At 71.4% G+C, this 15124-nt stretch carries 12 protein-coding genes; 7 read left to right on the top strand and 5 right to left on the bottom strand.

From position 1 onward, the window contains the following. Positions 1-44: 44 nt before the first annotated feature. The gene (locus tag OG718_RS16000) at positions 45-695 is read right to left on the bottom strand and encodes a TetR/AcrR family transcriptional regulator (RefSeq protein WP_143638549.1); all 651 of its coding nucleotides are present in this window, start codon (positions 693-695) and stop codon (positions 45-47) included. Between the two features lie 165 nt (positions 696-860). Here OG718_RS16000 and OG718_RS15995 point away from each other — a divergent pair, with 165 nt between their 5' ends. Further along, positions 861-2654 (top strand): ABC transporter ATP-binding protein, encoded by a 1794-nt coding sequence (locus tag OG718_RS15995; RefSeq protein WP_328844446.1) that lies wholly within the window; start codon positions 861-863, stop codon positions 2652-2654. Between the two features lie 81 nt (positions 2655-2735). Here the strand turns inward: OG718_RS15995 and OG718_RS15990 are convergent, their stop codons facing one another. Then, entirely contained in the window at positions 2736-3827 is a 1092-nt protein-coding gene (locus tag OG718_RS15990; RefSeq protein ID WP_328844445.1) for an ABC transporter substrate-binding protein, read from the bottom strand. Between the two features lie 440 nt (positions 3828-4267). Here OG718_RS15990 and OG718_RS15985 point away from each other — a divergent pair, with 440 nt between their 5' ends. Together OG718_RS15985 and OG718_RS15980 are read left to right on the top strand one after the other, a co-directional pair. Next, entirely contained in the window at positions 4268-6070 is a 1803-nt protein-coding gene (locus OG718_RS15985) for a S8 family peptidase (protein WP_186001215.1), read from the top strand. Between the two features lie 224 nt (positions 6071-6294). Beyond that, entirely contained in the window at positions 6295-6972 is a 678-nt protein-coding gene (locus OG718_RS15980; RefSeq protein ID WP_143638556.1) for an AIM24 family protein, read from the top strand. A gap of 107 nt (positions 6973-7079) precedes the next feature. On the opposite strand, the gene OG718_RS15975 is transcribed toward OG718_RS15980, so the two are convergent. The 3 genes from OG718_RS15975 to OG718_RS15965 form a co-directional block, all read right to left on the bottom strand. Further along, entirely contained in the window at positions 7080-8552 is a 1473-nt protein-coding gene (locus OG718_RS15975; RefSeq protein WP_328844444.1) for a hypothetical protein, read from the bottom strand. Between the two features lie 32 nt (positions 8553-8584). Next, positions 8585-9142, bottom strand: coding sequence for a hypothetical protein (locus tag OG718_RS15970; RefSeq protein ID WP_328844443.1), 558 nt, complete (start codon positions 9140-9142; stop codon positions 8585-8587). 108 nt (positions 9143-9250) lie between these two features. Beyond that, positions 9251-10525, bottom strand: a complete 1275-nt coding sequence (locus tag OG718_RS15965) for a cytochrome P450 (RefSeq protein ID WP_328847772.1) — start codon at positions 10523-10525, stop codon at positions 9251-9253. A 176-nt stretch (positions 10526-10701) separates the two neighbouring features. Between OG718_RS15965 and OG718_RS15960 the strand changes: the two genes are divergently transcribed. From OG718_RS15960 to mdlC, 4 genes are all read left to right on the top strand, one after another. Next, positions 10702-11691: an ABC transporter substrate-binding protein gene (locus tag OG718_RS15960; protein WP_328844442.1), complete on the top strand. Its 990-nt coding sequence runs from the start codon at positions 10702-10704 to the stop codon at positions 11689-11691. Further along, a complete protein-coding gene (locus OG718_RS15955) occupies positions 11688-12467 on the top strand; it encodes an ABC transporter permease (protein WP_328844441.1) in 780 nt (259 codons plus the stop codon). The genes OG718_RS15960 and OG718_RS15955 overlap by 4 nt, the downstream gene beginning before the upstream one ends. A 220-nt stretch (positions 12468-12687) precedes the next feature. Continuing rightward, positions 12688-13479 carry an ABC transporter permease gene (locus OG718_RS15950; RefSeq protein WP_328844440.1) on the top strand — a complete coding sequence of 264 codons (792 nt, stop codon included), beginning with the start codon at positions 12688-12690 and terminating at the stop codon, positions 13477-13479. Then, complete coding sequence (gene mdlC / locus OG718_RS15945; protein WP_143638569.1) at positions 13476-15119, top strand: benzoylformate decarboxylase; 1644 nt, start codon at positions 13476-13478, stop codon at positions 15117-15119. The genes OG718_RS15950 and mdlC overlap by 4 nt, the downstream gene beginning before the upstream one ends. Positions 15120-15124 lie beyond the last annotated feature (5 nt).

Below are 15124 nucleotides of genomic sequence, written 5' to 3'. Positions count from 1 at the left end.
CCACAACGAACCCGCAGATGAAGCACGGCCCTCCCGGCGGAGCGCTACGTGCCGGAGATGCCGCCCAGGCAGAACCGCCAGACCTCCTCGGAGGTGACCGGCTCGGAGTGACCGTCGGCGGGCGCACCGTGGGCCTGGGCGGCGAAGATGACGGTCTGCAGGACGAGCGCGGCCTGGCGGCGGGGCCGTCCGGCCGCGATGACGCCCGCGTCGGCGGCCCGCTCGATGAGTTCCGCGAACACCGTGAGCAGCGGCCGGTGGGCGGTCGCCACCTGCGAGGGGTGATTCACCAGCAGTTGCAGGGCGAAGCCGCCGAACAGCGGCCGCGGCACATCGGGGCTCGGCTGCGCCCGCGCGTGGAGCATCTCCACGGCCAGGCGCAGCGCCCGGAGCGGATCGCTCCTCGAAGAGGCGGCTTCCCGTATCTCGTTCGCCGACTTGGCGAGCGTGTCCTCGAACAGGGCCAGCAACAGCTCATGCTTCCCGTCGAAGTACTGGTAGAAGCTGCGCAGCGACTGCTTCGAGCGGTTGACGACCTCCTGGACGGTGAAATCCGTCGTGCCCTTCTCGGCGATCAGCTCGTAGGCCGAGTCCAGGAACCTCTGTACGCGTTCCTCCGCGCGCAGCTTCGCGGTCCGGGTGGATCGCTCGACGGCTCGCCGGCGCCACGCCGGTTCTTCGGGGGCAGCGGTCATTCGTCGAACGTTACTCGACGGGCTCATTCGGAGAGCGCCGGTCGAAATCCCCTACGGCACTGTCAGTGGCATCGGCGATACTTCATCGATCCCCCTCGCTCCGTACGAGGCCCCGGACGAGACTCCGGTCGAGAGCGGGAGGGGAGCCGATCGAGGGGGAACACCGTGCCACAGCCCGACCCGTCCGACACACCGTCCACGCCGCCGTGGCGGCTCCTTCTCGGGTACGTACGCCCGTATCGCTGGACGCTGCTGCTCGGGGCCGTGCTGTCGCTGCTGACCGGCGCCGCGGGGCTCGCGCTGCCGCTGGTCGCCCGATCGCTCATCGACGACCTGGGGCACGACCGGGCGATCACCGGCGCGCTGCTGGCCATGTCGGGGCTCGTGGTCGCAAACGCCGCGATCGGGGCACTGGGTGGGTACGTACTGCGGTACACCGCCGAGTCCGTCGTGCTCGGAGCGCGGCGGGGCCTGGTCTCGCATCTGCTGCGACTGCGCATAGCCGCCGTCGACCGCAGCGAGCCCGGGGACCTGATGGCCCGGATCACCTCGGACACCACGCTGCTCAGGGAGGTCACCACCGACTCGCTGGTCGGTCTCGGCACGGGCGGGCTCACCCTCGTGGCCACGCTCGCGATGATGGGGTTCGTCGACCCGGTGCTGACGGGCGTCACCCTGGGCGTGGTCCTGGCCGCGGGCACGGTGATCGGCGTGATCGTGCCGCGGATCAACCGCGCCAGCAAGCGCGCGCAGGACGCCGTCGGAGCCATGGGCGCCTCGCTGGAGCGAACCCTCGGCGCGCTCAGGACCATCAAGGCGTCCGGTGCCGAGCACCGCGAGGAGCAGGCCGTGCACTCGGCGGCCGAGGAGTCGTGGCGCCAGAGCGTCCGGGCCGCCAAGTGGTCGGCGCTGGCGGGGAACACGGCCGGCCTCTCGATGCAGGTCGCCTTCATCACCGTGCTCGCCGTGGGCGGCGCACGGGTCGCGACCGGGGCGGTCGACATCGGCACCCTCGTCGCGTTCCTGCTGTACGTCTTCTACTTGATGGCGCCGATCCAGCAGGTCGTCGGAGCCGTCGCCCAGTACCAGACCGGCTCGGCCGCCCTGGCCCGGATCGAGGAGGCCAGGCTGCTGCCCGCCGAACCGGCCGCCGAGCCCTCACCGCTGCCCCAGCCGGGTGCCGAGCCCGCCGCGATCGCCTTCGAGGACGTCCGCTTCCGCTACGACGACGACCTGCCGTACGTGCACCACGGCGTGACCTTCGCCGTCCCGCCACGCGGCATGACCGCCTTCGTCGGACCGTCCGGCGCCGGGAAGACCACGGTGTTCTCGCTCATCGAGCGGTTCTACGACCCGGAGCAGGGGACCATCACGCTGGACGGCCGCGACCTCACCGACTGGGAGGTCTCCGCGCTCCGGTCCGCCATCGGCTATGTGGAACAGGACGCGCCCGTCCTCTCCGGCAGCCTCCGCGACAACCTCCTGCTCGGCAATCCCGACGCCGACGACGGCGAGGTGCTCCGCGCACTGAAGACCACCCGCCTCGACTCCCTCGTCGACCGGCTGCCGAAGGGGCTCGACACCCTCGTGGGTCACCGCGGCACCAAGCTCTCCGGCGGTGAGCGTCAGCGCGTCGCCATCGCCCGCGCCCTGCTCAGGCGGCCCCGGCTGCTGCTGCTCGACGAGGCCACCAGCCAGCTCGACGCGGTCAACGAAGCCGCTCTGCGCGACACCGTCGCCGATGTCGCCCGCACCACCACGGTCCTGGTCGTCGCCCACCGGCTGTCCACCGTGACGATGGCCGACCGGATCGTCGTCATGGACGCGGGGCAGGTACGGGCGGTCGGCACCCACCGCGAACTCGTGGCCGGCGACCCGCTGTACGCCGAGCTCGCCGCCACGCAGTTCCTCGCGGCCACCGACGACGGCCTGATGACGCCCGAGCCCGTCGACAGCTGAGCCCGACGACTGGGCGTGACGACTGGGCTCCGGCGGGGAGGCTGAGCCGACGGCGGCCGCGCCGTGCCCGCGGACGGCCGGTTACGAGGTCACGGGCTCCGACTGCCGCAGAGTCGCCGCCAGTTGCTCGATGCGCGGTGCGTACCCGGCGTGGCTGTACCGCTCCTCGACGGCCCACGGGAACGTCCGGTCCGCCCGTACGGCGGGCAGGCGGGCCCAGGTCGGCCTGGTCTTCTTCAGCTCGGCCGGCTGGAGGTTGCCGTCGCGGTTGTCGACGAGGATCAGATCCGCCTCGTACGTGTCGGCGTTCTCCCAGCTGAGTTCCTGCCAGAAGCCGCCCGTGCCCGTCTTCGAGGGCGTCACGAACTCGACACCGAGCGACTCGTAGAAGCGCAGGTCCGTGAAGGCGTCGGGAGCGGCGACGTACAGGATGTCGGCCGAGGCGGCGACCGCCATGACCTTCAGGCCGCTACGGCCCTTCGCGCGCGCCGCTCCCGCCGCCCGGCGCAAGGCGGCCGAGGCCGACTTGAAACGCTCCTCCGCGGAGGTGACCGGGTCGGCCGTCAGATCCGCGCCGAGTGACTTCGCAAGCTCGGCGAAGCGGCCGATCACATGGGTGAGCGAGCTCTTCGCGGTGAGGATGCCGACGCTGGGAGCGAGCGACTCGATCTTCTCGGCCGACTCCTCGGGGACGTACCAGAGCGCCGGTGGCTCGGTCATCTGGGCGATCAGCAGGTCGGGCCGCAGTCCCGCGTACCGCTCGACGTTGAACTGGGGATAGATGTTGCCGAGGATCGTCACCTTGTCCACGTCGATGCCGCCGGCCCGGGGGTCGGGCTCGCCGTTCTCCAGCTTCGTCGGGCCGAAGACGCCCGTGCACTCGATGCCGAGGTCGTGCAGCGCGGCGGCCGCGCCGACGAAGGCGACCAGGCGCTTCGGCGTCCGGTCCGCCTCGGCCGTCGTGCCGCGGTCGTCCCTGAAACGCCATGTCCCCTCGCCGGCGGACGAGTTGGTGGCGCTGCCGCCATCACTGTCACTGTCTCCGTCGCTGCCGCACGCCGTGAGGAGACCGCCGAGGCCGAGGGCTCCCACCGCGGTGAGGACGCCGCGACGGGAGAGCGCGCGGGTGGACGCGGACGCGGACTCGGGGGCGGCGGGGCGCGGGGCGTGCATGGGCGACTCCTTCGGCGGGAGACCGGGGAAGAGTTCGACAGGAGGCCGGCGGCGAGAAAAGTAAGGCTAACCTAACTTCCTCTCGTCGGCAGCCCCCTCCAGCCCCGTCCGTGCCCCTTCCCGGCGAGACAGGACCGAACGTCCGGAAAGGGGCCTTTCCCGCCAACTGGCCAGTCCCTATAGGGGGTTCCCGGCCATGGATCGAGGGTTTTCCCCGTATCCGCGGGACAAAGGCTCCGCCTATTGTTCGACCACAGCCGAACCACAGGTAACCCCTGATGGAGGCTTGCGCACGGCCGGCCTCGCGCCTTCTCGATTGCACCCCCCGCCGCTTCGACGACGAAGCGAATCGAACCGCTGCTCCGTACCGCACGGCACCGTATGCACCGCATCGCATCGCCGTCTCGCGCTGCCCGGAGCCGGCCACGAAAGGCACTCACTTGCGTACTCCTCGCCCCGCGAGACGGAAGCTGATATCCGTCGCCGCGATCTCCGCGACGCTGCTGGCAGGGACCGCCACGTCCCTCGCGCTGGCCGGTCCCGCCACCGCCAAGGTCCCCGCCGAGCAGGCCGCGAAGACCGCCGCCGCTGCCGTGGCCGCCCCGGCCGAGCGGCTGATCGTCGGCTACAAGTCGGGCGCCACCGAGGCCAAGTCGAACAAGGCCGCCTCCGCCGACGCCGAGGCCAAGGGCAAGGAGGCCGGCGAGAGCCTGGACTTCCAGCGCCGCCTCGGCACCGGCGCCGCGCTGGTCGACCTCGGCGAGCAGCTGAGCAAGGCCGATGTCGCCGACGTCGTCGCCGAGTACCAGGCCGACCCGCAGGTCGCGTACGTCGTGCCGGACCGCCTCAACAAGCCGCAGGCCGACCCGAACGACACCGAGTACAGCAAGCAGTGGGACCTCTTCGAGACCACCGCGGGCATGCGCGTGCCCGGCGCCTGGGACACCGCGACCGGCAGCGGCGTGACCGTCGCCGTCATCGACACCGGTTACGTCACCCACTCCGACCTCGCCGCCAACATCGTCGCGGGCTACGACTTCATCTCCGACACCGCGGTCTCGGTCGACGGCAACGGGCGCGACAGCAACCCGGCCGACCCGGGCGACTGGTACGCCGCCGGCGAGTGCGAGCAGACCACGGGCAGCTCCTCCTCCTGGCACGGCACCCACGTGGCGGGCACCATCGCGGCCGTCACCAACAACAGCAAGGGCGTCGCGGGCATCGCGTACAACGCGAAGATCTCCCCGCTGCGGGTCCTCGGCAAGTGCGGCGGCTACGACTCCGACATCATCGACGCCATCACCTGGGCGTCCGGCGGCAGCGTCTCCGGCGTCCCGGCCAACGCCAACGTCGCCAAGGTCATCAACATGAGCCTGGGCGGTGGCGGCGCCTGCACCACGGCCACCCAGACCGCGATCAACAACGCGGTCGGCCGGGGCACCACGGTCGTCGTCGCGGCGGGCAACAGCAACGCCAACGCGGCCAACTACTCGCCGGCCAGCTGCGGCAACGTCATCTCGGTCGCCGCGCTCAACCGCACCGGCGCCAAGGCGAGTTACTCCAACTTCGGCTCGGTCGTCGACATCGCGGCACCCGGTGGCCAGACCAGCACCGGCACCGCCAACGGCATCCTGTCCACGCTGAACTCCGGTACGCAGGGCCCCGGTTCGGAGTCGTACGCCTACTACCAGGGCACCAGCATGGCAGCCCCGCACATCGCGGGCCTCGCCGCGCTCGCCAAGTCGGCGAACTCCGCGCTGACCCCGGCCCAGATCGAGTCCGCGATCAAGACCAACTCGCGTGCTCTGCCGGGTACTTGCTCGGGCGGCTGTGGCGCGGGCCTCGCGGACGCGGCCAAGACGGTGCAGGCGGTGAGCGGGTCCGGAGGCTCCACGGGGGGCACCACCTTCACCAGCAGCACGGCCGTCTCCATCCCGGACGCGGGCTCGGCCGTCGAGTCCTCGATCGCCGTCAGCGGCCGCACCGGCAACGCGCCCTCGGCCCTCCAGGTCGGCGTCGACATCACCCACACCTACCGCGGTGACCTGGTGATCGACCTGGTCGCCCCGGACGGTACGGCGTACCGGCTGAAGTCCTCGGGCTCGGACTCGGCCGACAACGTCAACACGACCTACACCGTGGACGCCTCCAGCGAGACCGCCAACGGCACCTGGAAGCTGCGCGTGCAGGACGTGGCCTCGGCGGACACCGGCAGGATCAACAGCTGGAAGCTGACCTTCTGACCGTCGAGCGGCCGTCGGACGACTGCTGATCCAGGCGGACGGCGACTGATCGACGACTGACCAGCCACCCCCCACAGGGTGGGGCCGAAAGGCCCCGCAGGGGCGGCCGACGCGAGCGGGCGTCGGCCGCCCCTGCCTTTCGTTTCGCGGACGTATACCTTCGTCGGTGTCTTTCATCCCGCCGCTGGATGGTGGAACCCGCGCGTCCGGGACAGGATGCCCGCATGAAGGGTGATCTGTTTTCCAGCGAGTACATGGTGCAGCCGGCCACTGCGGCGGGCATGAGCGTCGAGAACGCCAAGTCGATCAAGTACGCCGTCAACGGCGAGATGCTCGCCCGGCAGGGGGCGATGATCGCCTACCGGGGCAACCTGCAGTTCGAGCGCAAGGGCCAGGGCGTCGGCGGCATGCTCAAAAGGGCCGTCACGGGCGAGGGACTGGCGCTCATGGCGGTGCGCGGGCAGGGGGAGGCCTGGTTCGCGCACGAGGCGCAGAACTGCTTCATCGTCGACATCGACCCCGGTGATGTCTTCACCGTCAACGGCCGCAACGTACTGTGCTTCGACGCCTCGCTGAAGTACGAGATCAAGACGGTGAAGGGCGCGGGCATCACCGGCGGCGGGCTGTTCAACAGCGTCTTCACCGGACACGGCAGGCTCGGTCTCGTCTGCGAGGGCAACCCGCTGGTCATCCCGGTCTCGCCGCAGTGGCCGGTGTACGTCGACACGGACGCGATCGTCGGCTGGACGGCCAACCTCCAGACCTCACTGCACCGTTCGCAGTCCATCGGCTCGATGATCCGTGGCGGCTCCGGCGAAGCGGTGCAGTTGATGCTCCAGGGCGAGGGCTACGTCGTCGTACGGCCGAGCGAGGCGACACCGCAGAAGGTCCAACAGCACTGATGCGGGCCCCTGTCGGGCCTGTTCGCGGCTGTCGGACCGTCCGGGGTGGGGGTCGGGTGTGCGCTCGTCCCCTTCGCGGCCGGGGGGCCGTCGGTCCGCCGCCCGGCCTACGCCGTGGCCCGTCGGCGGCGCCACAGCACCGCGGCGGTGCCGGTGGCGACCAGCGCCGCGGTGCCGGCCGCGGCGGGCAGGAGCACGTCGGTGCCGGTAGAGGCGAGCGATCCGTCGCCGGTGCTGTCGAGCGAGCCGCCACCGGTCGTGGTCTGCGCGCCACCGCCTCCCGTGCCACCCGCGCTGTTCCCGTCGGCGGTCGGACCGTCGACGGGAACCGTGGTGCCTGAACCGGTCGGGTCGGCGTCCGGAGCGGAGTCATCGGGCGGCGGCCCGGACGTTCCGTCCGAAGGGCTGGGCGAGGCCGGGTCCGAGGGCGACGGAGACACCGGGTCGGACGGTGACGGCGACTCGGAGGGCGACGGCGGCACCGGCGCCCGGAACACGGTGAGCGAGGCCTCGGACGGGCTCGCGACGAACACCGAGTCGCCGCCCGGCGTCACCGCGACGGACGAGCTGCCCAACTGCCCGTTGACTCCCGGCAGTTCGGCGCCCATGCCGAGGTCCTTGAGCGTCGCCATGTCGTACACCGCGAGCTGCCCCACGCCGTCCCCCTCCTCCGGCGGGTTGCCCCAGTCCTGCCACACCGCGAACGCCCGGTCGGAGCGCGGGTCCACGGCGACATCGGCGATGGTGTCGCCGGGCTTCGCGTCGAAGGAGGCGGCCAGTCTGCCGGCGGCGATGTCGTACGCCTCCAGTACGGTGCCGCGCCCCGCCCACAGCACCCCGCGCTCGGTGTCCCACTCCAGGAAGGACACCGCGGCCCCCGCGGCGAGCGGGATCTCCTTGCCGTCCGGCGTGAAGTCGGCCGAACCGACCCTGCGCAGGAGGCTGTTGGTGTTGTCGGTGACCCAGATCTGCCCGGCGGCGGTGTCCACGGCGAGCGGGCCACCGGCGGCCGGCAGGGTCAGCGAGCGCTCCACGGTCACCGACGTCTCGCCGACGGTGACCTCCTCCAGTTTCGTCCCGCGTACGACCACGACCGTGCCGGCTTTCGCGCCGGCCTTGGCCTGAGTGATCGTCGTCCCGGTGAGCCAGCCCCCGTGCCCCGCGGTGTCCCCGTCCTTCACGGCGGCGATCCCGCGCAGCCCGACCAGGTAGTGCACCCCGTCGCCCGGCAGCGGCCCGGCGAGCCGTTTGCCCGGAAGCTGGGCGGGCGCTCCCGTGCTGCCGGGCGAGGTCTTCACCCAGTTCAGTACGTTCCCGGAGGCCGGGTCGACGACATGGACGCCGGCCAGGCTGCCGCCCGTCGTACCGGCGACCGTGTCGGACCCGACGTACAGCTTCCCCGACTCGGGGTGCACCAGCAGGTCGAGCGGTTTGCCGACGGTCGTGAGGCGGGCCGTCTGCTCGTACCCGTCCGTGGCCGGCGGGTCGTCGGCGCCGACGGCGGGCGTGCTGACGACGACGGCGGTGAGGACCACCGCCGTGATTCCCACGAGGGCGCCCGCCGCCCGGGGGCGGAGCACATCGCTCCGCCCCCGGGTTCTGAGAGGCGCGGTCACGAGAAGGTGACCGGGATGTAGACGTCGTACGAGCGGGTGCCGCTCGCCGTGTGGTCGGCGCGCGTCACGATGGCGCAGTCGACGTCCGTGCCGCAGACCTGGCCGGAAGCGATGTTCGGGTTCACGTGCACGCTGACGTCGAAGGAGCCGCCGGAGCCGTAGGCGGAGCTGTTCGCGACCGTGCCGCCGCCGAAGTTCGACACCCAGTGCGAGGCGCCCGTCGTGCCGGTCTGGTCCGCGCCGCCCAGGCAGGGGGTCGGCCGGGAGGTGTACGTCGACGGGTCCCCGGGCACGACGCCGTCGGGTATCACGCACAGGCCGACGTAGACGCCCTGGATGGTGTTGTAGCCGCTGCCGGAGACGGTGATGTTCTGCCCGGCGGCAGACAGGCCGTCGGGGGCCGTCAGCGACAGGTTGTACGTCGTTCCGCTCACCGTCACGGACCGCGTGGCGGTGGCGGCCGAGGCGGAGGTGGCGAGCCCGATCGTCAGCGCGGCGGCGGTGGCGCCGACGGCGGCGATTCGGGTGGCGTGGGCGAACACGGCGGATCTCATGGGCAGTTGGCCTTTCGGAGGCGAAAACCACTTAGGTAAGGCAAACCTAAGTTGCAGGTCAATGGATCGTCAACCCGTACCTCAGGGAGCCCAGCGGAACCGGCGGACTCAGGCCACGTGCAGGGGCAGCGACTTCAGGCCGTTGATGAAGTTGGAGACGAGCCGCCGCGGAGGCCCGGCGACGCGCGGCGGCACGGGCAGGGCGCGCAGCGCCTCCTCGTACAGCACCCGCAGTTGCAGCCGGGCGAAGTGCGCGCCCAGACAGACGTGCGGTCCGTCCCCGAAGGAGACGTGCGGATTCGGCGTACGTGCCAGGTCGAGCCGGTGCGGCTCGGCGAACACCCGCTCGTCGTGGTTGGCGGAGGCGTGGAAGACCACCACCTTGTCCCCGGCGCGGATCCGCGTCCCGGCCAGCTCGGTGTCGCGCACGGCGGTGCGACGGAAGGTGAGCACCGGCGGGTGCCACCGCAGGAGTTCGTCGACGGCCGACTCCAAGTCGACGTGCCCGGCGCGCAGTTGGTCGTACGCCTCCGGATGCCCGGCCAGCGCCAGCAGCCCGCCGGGAGCCGCGCCGCGAACCGTGTCGTTGCCCGCGACCGTCAGCAGGAAGAAGAACATCTCCAGTTCGGCGGTGGCGAGTTCACTGTCGGCGGCGAGTGCGGTCATGACGTCGTCGCCGGGATGCCGCCGCTTGTGGCCGGCCAGCTCGCGGGCGTACGCGAACATGTCCCGCAGTGCCGCTGGGGAACGGGGGTTGACCGGTCTGCCCACGGCGTCCAGCACGGGCGGGCCCGCCTCGTCCGGGTCCTGGTAGCCGATGACCCGCTGGGTCCAGTGCAGCAGCAGCCCGCGGTCGCTCTCCGGCACACCGAGCAGATCCGCCAGGTTGAGCAGGGCGTAGTCGTCGGTGACATCGGTCACGAGGTCGCACGTGCCGTCGTTCCTGCGGGCGGTCGCCACCGCCTGTTCGAAGAGCGAGCGGGCCCGGGTGCGGGCGACCGACGCGAAGTGGTCGACGCGACGCGGCGTGAACGCCCGGCTGACCGGCCGCCTCAACCTCCCGTGTCCCGGCGGATCCTGATTGAGCATCATCCGCCGGATGAACGGCAGGTCGTCCGGATCCGGATCCCTGATCTGGGTCGCCCCGAGATACGAGGAGTACGTCCCCGAGTCCTTCAGGACCCGGACCACATCGGCGTGCCGGGTGACCGCCCAGAAGCCGGGCCCGGCCGGCCAGCCGAGAACCTCGGGCTCCTGCTGCCAGGCCACCGGATGGTGGTCGCGCAGGACGCGGTAGGCGGCGTGGGGGACACCGGCTGCGTACTGCCGGGGATCGAAGACGTCGGGGACGGCGTCCGGGCCGGGCTCCCCGGCGGGTGGCATCGGCGTCGCTGGTGAGGTCACGCCACCACGGTGACCCGGTCGCGGCGGGGCGGCAAGGGCGTGCGTGAGGGCTCCCCCGACCGGCGGCGCGAATGTGCTTTCGCATTTTCCCGGCGGCCGCGGGAACGGCGCATAAGTGTGTGGTGATCACGTCAAGTGGAGGGCATCATGCGCGCATGCCGACGCGCCGAGCCCGCTTCCGTACGGGTAAACCGACCGTCGCCGCGATCGCCCTGGTGATGACCCTGGCGGCCTGCGGCGGCGACTCCGACGACTCCGATTCCGGTAACGCCGGGGGCAACGGGCTGGAGAGGTCGAGCATCACCGTCGCCGCGCTCCCGCTGGCCGACGACGCACCCCTCTACATCGCGCAGAACCGGGGCCTGTTCAAGAAGGAGGGCCTGGACGTGCGCATCCAGCCCGTCCAGCAGAGCATCCAGGCACTGCCCGCCCTGTCGAAGGGGCAGGTCGACGTCATCGCGAGCGCGAACTACGTCACCTTCCTCCAGGCCCACGAGAAGGGCACCCTCGACCTCCGCATCCTCGCCGAGGGAGCGCGGGTGGCGCCGCACATGATGGACGTCCTCGTGCCTCAGGACTCGGACATCAGGAGCGTCGCCGACCTCAAGGGCAAGAAGGTCGCCGTCAACATCCTCAACAACATCCAGTCACTGACCCTGAACGCGATCCTCGACCAACAGGGCGCCGGCCGCCCCGAGTACCGGCAGATCGCCTTCCCCCAGATGGGACCCGCCCTGGAGAAGGGACAGGTCGACGCCGTCCACGCGGCCGAGCCCTTCAACAGCGCCATCCAGAACGACCTCGACGCCCGCGTGCTCGTCGACGGCGGCTCCGCCCCCGTGGAGTCCATACCGATCAGCGGCTACGTCACGACCCGCGGCTACGCCTCCGAGAACCCGAAGACCGCGGCGGCCTTCAAACGGGCCATCGCAGCGGCCGCGGAGATCGCCACGCAGGACCAGAGCGCCGTACGCGAGGAGTTGCCCAAGTACGCCAAGGTGACCGTGGGCCAGGCCGAGTCGATCCGCCTGCCGGCCTACCCGGCGACCACGGACGTCTCCCAGCTGAGCCGGCTCACCGAACTCATGAAGGAACAGGGCCTGTTGAAGAAGGCGATCGACCCGGGAACGTTGCTCGTCAAGTGAGGAACCGTCGTCAGGAACTACTGCTCGGTGCGGTCGGCGTGCTGCTCGCCCTCGGAGTGTGCGAGGCGGTCGGCCGGGCAGGTCTTGTGCGCCGCAGCTATCTGCCGCCCGCCTCCGAAGTCCTGGCACGCGCGGTGGAGTTGGCGGGCGACCCGGTCTTCCTGGACGGGCTCGGAGCCACGGTCCGAGCCTGGGCTCTCGGTCTCGGCCTCGCCTGCGCGATCGCCGTCCCGCTGGGCCTGCTGCTCGGGAGTGTGCCCGTGGTCGACGAAGCCGTGCGTGCGATCGTCGAGTTCCTGCGCCCCCTGCCGTCCGTCGCGCTGATCCCGCTGGTGTCCCTGCTGCTGGGCTCCGGTACGGAGACCAAGGTCGCCCTCATCACGTACGCCTCGGTCTGGCCCATCCTCTTCAACACCGTCTACGGCCTCGGTGAGACCGATCCCCTGGCCAAGGACACCCTGCGCGCCTTCGGCTTCGGCCGTCTCTCGGTCCTCCTGCGTGTCGAACTCCCCGCGACCGCGCCCTTCATCGCCGCCGGCGTCCGTATCTCCGCCGCCATCGCCCTCGTTCTCGCCGTCGCCACCGAGATCCTCGCGGGGTTCGGGGAGGGCCTCGGCATCTTCATCGCCCAGTCCGGCCTGGCGACGGACGGCTCGCGGGACGTACTGGCGGGGGTGGTGTGGGCCGGGGCGCTGGGGTTGGTCATCAACAGCGCGCTGGTGTGGGGGGAACGATGGTTGTTCCCTTGGACGGCCGAGCATCGGGGGATGCGGTGAGGTGGGTGGGGGGTTGGTTCTTCGCCCCCGCCGCCCCTACCCAGTCCCGTCCCTTTTCGGGGGCCAGCCCCCGAACCCCCGCTCCTCAAACGCCGGAGAGGCTGAGATACCCAGGGGCGCGGGGAACTGCGCACCGGGGGTTCGGGGGCGGAGCCCCTGAGGAAGTGACGGGAATGGGTAGGGGCGGCGGGGGCGAAAACCAGGACAGCGAGGCCGGTCGATGAGGGGTGGCAAGGCGGCGCGCAGCGCACTGCTCCGGTGGGGCGTGCTCGCCGTGGCCATCGGCGCCTGGCAGACAGCCACCCGCACACACGACAGCGTCTATTTCCCGCCACCCTCAGAAATCGCCCGCCACACCCACAACCTGTGGTTCTCGGGCCCACCCACCCACGCGTTCCTCACACCCGAGGCCACCGTGAACATCCTCCCCAGCCTCGCCCGCATGACCACAGGCTTCGCCCTCGCCGCAGCCGCAGGAATCGCCCTCGGCACAGCCCTGGGCCGCTCCCACCGCGCCTACGCCCTCTGCAACCCGGTCCTGCAGTTCGCCCGAGCCATCCCACCCCCGGCCCTGGTCCCCGTCTTCGTCGTGATCTTCGACTTCGGCACCCAGATGCAACTCGCGTCGATCGTCCTCAGCGCCATCTGGCCCGTACTGATCAACACGGCGGAGGGCGCCCGCAACACCGACCTCCTGCGCATCGACGTGGCGGCCGTCCTGCGCCTCACCACGGCGGAGAGACTCTGGCTCCTGTTCCTGCCCTCGGCCCTGCCGCGCATCTTCGCGGGCCTGCGCCTGAGCCTTTCGCTCTCGCTCATCCTGATGGTCTTCTCGGAGCTGCTGCCCGGCACGGCCAACGGCATCGGCTTCACACTCACCGACGCCCAGTCGCGCTCCGACCTGCTCACCGTGTGGGCCGCGCTGGTGCTGCTCGGCGCACTCGGATACGTACTCAACACCGGCCTGTTGGCGGTCGAGAAACGACTGCTGGGCAAAGGGAGGCCTGCATGAAGCCGGACACGGGACCGACCCGCGCGGCGGAGACCCCCACCGTCCTGGAAGCCGTCATCCGGTTCTGCCGCGACACCGGTATGACCACCGTCTTCGGCAACCCGGGATCCACGGAACTACGCATGTTCCGCGACTGGCCCGACGACTTCACCTATGTGTTGGGACTACAGGAATCCGTGGCCGTGGGCATGGCCGCAGGACACGCACTGGGCACGGGCCGCGCGGCCCTCGTCAGCCTCCACTCGGCGGGCGGAGTCGGCCACGCCCTGGGCGCGGTCTTCAACGCCTACCGCGACCGCGTACCCCTCGTCGTCCTGGCGGGCCAGCAGTCGCGCGCCCTGACCCAGTTGAGGCCGTTCCTCGGAGCCGACGACCCCGTACAGTTCCCGCGCCCGTACGTGAAGTCGAGCCGCCAGCCGGACCGCGCGGCCGACGTACCGGCCGTACTCGCCGAGGCCCACCGCCTGGCCATGTCGCATCCGCGCGGACCCGTCTTCGTTTCCGTCCCCGAGGACGACTGGGACCAACCGGCCGCGCCCGTCGAACCGCGCACGCTGCACGGTGAGTTCACCGCCGACGCTGGCGCCCTGTCCGCCCTGGCGACGCGCCTGGACACCTGTGAGCGGCCCGCGCTGGTCGTCGGCCCCGGAGTCGACGACGAGCACGCGTCGGCCGAGGTCCGGGCCCTCGCCGAACGCACCCGTGCCGCCGTCTGGATGAGCCCGATGTCCGGCCGATCCGGCTTCCCCGAGTCGCACCCGCTCTTCCAGGGCTTCCTGCCGCCTGCGGCCGACCGGCTGGCCGCCTGCCTGGAGGCGTACGACGTGGTGGTGGCCCTGGGCGCGCCCCTGTTCACGTACCACTTCCACACGGAGGGCCCGCCGCTGCCCGCGCGTACCGAGCTCTTCCACCTCGACTGCGACCCGGGACAGGCGGCGTGGCTGCCGACGGGCACGAGCATCGTCACGACGCTGAAACCGGCCGTCGGGCAACTCGCCGCGCTGGTGGGGGAGTCGGACCGCAAACCGCCGCCGTCCCGCCCGGCGCCCCTCCCCGCCCGCGCCCCCGGTGACGGCGGCGGCCCGATCGCGCCGGAGCTCGTACTCGACCTGCTCCAGGAACGGCTGCCCCGCGACCGTGTCCTCGTGGAGGAGACGCCCAGCCATCGCGAAGCGCTCCACGCGCGCGTGCGCATCGAATCGGCGGGCGGGTTCCTCACCACCGGCAGCGGAGCGCTCGGCTGGGGACTGCCGCTCGCCGTGGGGCGCGCGCTGGCCGACCGGCGGCGGGTGGTCTGCCTGGTCGGCGACGGATCGGCACTGTATTCCGTGCAGGCACTGTGGACGGCCGCGCGCCACCGGGCGCCCGTCACGTACGTCCTCCTCGACAACGGCGGATACGCAGCCGTACGCGCCCTCGGCCACCGCATCGACATCGCGCCCGTGCCCGGCACGGACATCGGGGGCATCGATTTCGCCCGGGTCGCGACGGGCTTCGGCTGCCCGGCGGCGTACGTGGAGGAGTCCGCCGACCTCCCCGCCGCACTCGACCGTGCGCTGGCCGGTCACGGTGACGACGACGGGCCGTTCCTGCTCCACGTCCGGGTCGACGACGGCGCGTTCGACTCCAGGGACAGGTGACCGCC

The organism is Streptomyces sp. NBC_00258, assembly GCF_036182465.1.
Lineage (GTDB): Bacteria > Actinomycetota > Actinomycetes > Streptomycetales > Streptomycetaceae > Streptomyces.
This window is presented reverse-complemented; position numbering and strand designations above follow the sequence as displayed.

What these genes read in the sequence shown, in the direction of transcription:
- OG718_RS15980 (WP_143638556.1), top strand. Translation starts at nt 6,295, where the DNA reads ATGAAGGGTGATCTGTTTTCCAGCGAGTACATGGTGCAGCCGGCCACT.
- mdlC (WP_143638569.1), top strand. Translation starts at nt 13,476, where the DNA reads ATGAAGCCGGACACGGGACCGACCCGCGCGGCGGAGACCCCCACCGTC.
- OG718_RS15970 (WP_328844443.1), bottom strand. Translation starts at nt 9,142, where the DNA reads ATGAGATCCGCCGTGTTCGCCCACGCCACCCGAATCGCCGCCGTCGGC.
- OG718_RS15950 (WP_328844440.1), top strand. Translation starts at nt 12,688, where the DNA reads ATGAGGGGTGGCAAGGCGGCGCGCAGCGCACTGCTCCGGTGGGGCGTG.
- OG718_RS16000 (WP_143638549.1), bottom strand. Translation starts at nt 695, where the DNA reads ATGACCGCTGCCCCCGAAGAACCGGCGTGGCGCCGGCGAGCCGTCGAG.
- OG718_RS15960 (WP_328844442.1), top strand. Translation starts at nt 10,702, where the DNA reads ATGCCGACGCGCCGAGCCCGCTTCCGTACGGGTAAACCGACCGTCGCC.
- OG718_RS15965 (WP_328847772.1), bottom strand. Translation starts at nt 10,525, where the DNA reads ATGCCACCCGCCGGGGAGCCCGGCCCGGACGCCGTCCCCGACGTCTTC.
- OG718_RS15990 (WP_328844445.1), bottom strand. Translation starts at nt 3,827, where the DNA reads ATGCACGCCCCGCGCCCCGCCGCCCCCGAGTCCGCGTCCGCGTCCACC.